This is a genomic window from Rhizobium metallidurans, from assembly GCF_014196505.1.
In the GTDB taxonomy this organism is placed as follows: domain Bacteria; phylum Pseudomonadota; class Alphaproteobacteria; order Rhizobiales; family Rhizobiaceae; genus Rhizobium; species Rhizobium metallidurans.
In genome coordinates this window covers 1-1,160 of sequence record NZ_JACIDW010000064.1, presented here as the reverse complement: position 1 = coordinate 1,160, position 1,160 = coordinate 1, and the positions used below count along the sequence as shown (strand labels likewise).

At 63.4% G+C, this 1,160-nt stretch carries 2 protein-coding genes; both read left to right on the top strand.

Annotated elements, in window-relative coordinates; translation table 11 throughout:
- Nucleotides 1–441 (top strand): phosphate signaling complex protein PhoU (gene phoU / locus GGQ67_RS25065; RefSeq protein ID WP_183902803.1); only part of this gene is annotated, 441 nt, incomplete at its 5' end.
- A 36-nt stretch (nucleotides 442–477) separates the two neighbouring features.
- The coding region (phoB, locus tag GGQ67_RS25060; protein ID WP_018898307.1) for a phosphate regulon transcriptional regulator PhoB at nucleotides 478–1,160 on the top strand (683 nt) is incomplete at its 3' end.

Below are 1,160 nucleotides of genomic sequence, written 5' to 3'. Positions count from 1 at the left end.
GCCGCCGACCTCGAGCGCGTCGGCGACCTCGGCAAGAACACCGCCAAGCGCGTCATCGCGGTCCAGAGCACCGGCGTTCCGCGCAAGCTCGCCCGCGGCCTCGAGCACCTCGCCGAACTGGCGCTCGTCCAGCTCAAGGAAGTGCTTGACGTCTACACCAGCCGCGTCGCCGACAAGGCGAAGTCGATCCGCGAGCGCGACGAGGAAATCGACGCGATGTACACCTCGCTGTTCCGCGAGATGCTGACCTACATGATGGAAGATCCGCGCAACATCACCAGCTGCACGCATCTTCTCTTCTGCGCCAAGAATATCGAGCGCATCGGCGACCACGCCACCAACATCGCTGAAACCATCTACTACATGGCAACCGGCGCCCAGCCGGAAGGCGAGCGTCCGAAGGACGATACGGCCAACACCGTCGGCGCGGTCACGGAATAAGCGTGACGGACCCGCGCCACCAGGAGACCGAGACGAATGATCCCAAGAGTAGCAGTCGTTGAAGATGAAGAAGCACTGAGCGTGCTTCTTCGCTATAACCTTGAGGCCGAAGGCTTTGAAGTCGATACCATCCTTCGCGGTGACGAGGCCGAGATCCGGCTGCAGGAGCGTACGCCCGACCTTTTGATCCTCGACTGGATGCTGCCTGGCGTATCCGGCATCGAACTGTGCCGTCGCCTGCGCATGCGCCCGGAGACGGAGCGCCTGCCGATCATCATGCTGACCGCCCGTGGCGAGGAAAGCGAACGTGTGCGCGGCCTTTCGACCGGCGCCGACGACTACGTCGTCAAGCCGTTCTCGACACCTGAGCTGGTTGCCCGCGTCAAGGCGATGCTGCGTCGCGCCAAGCCGGAAGTTCTGTCCTCGCTGCTGAAGTGCGGCGATATCGAACTCGATCGCGAAACCCACCGCGTCCACCGCAAGAGCCGCGAAGTCCGCCTCGGACCGACCGAATTCCGCCTGCTGGAATTCCTGATGTCGTCGCCGGGCCGCGTCTTCTCGCGCTCGCAGCTGCTCGATGGCGTCTGGGGCCATGACATCTATGTCGACGAACGCACCGTTGACGTGCACGTCGGCCGCCTGCGCAAGGCGCTCAACTTCTCGAACATGCAGGATGTCATCCGCACCGTTCGCGGCGCCGGCTATTCCATGGAAGCGTA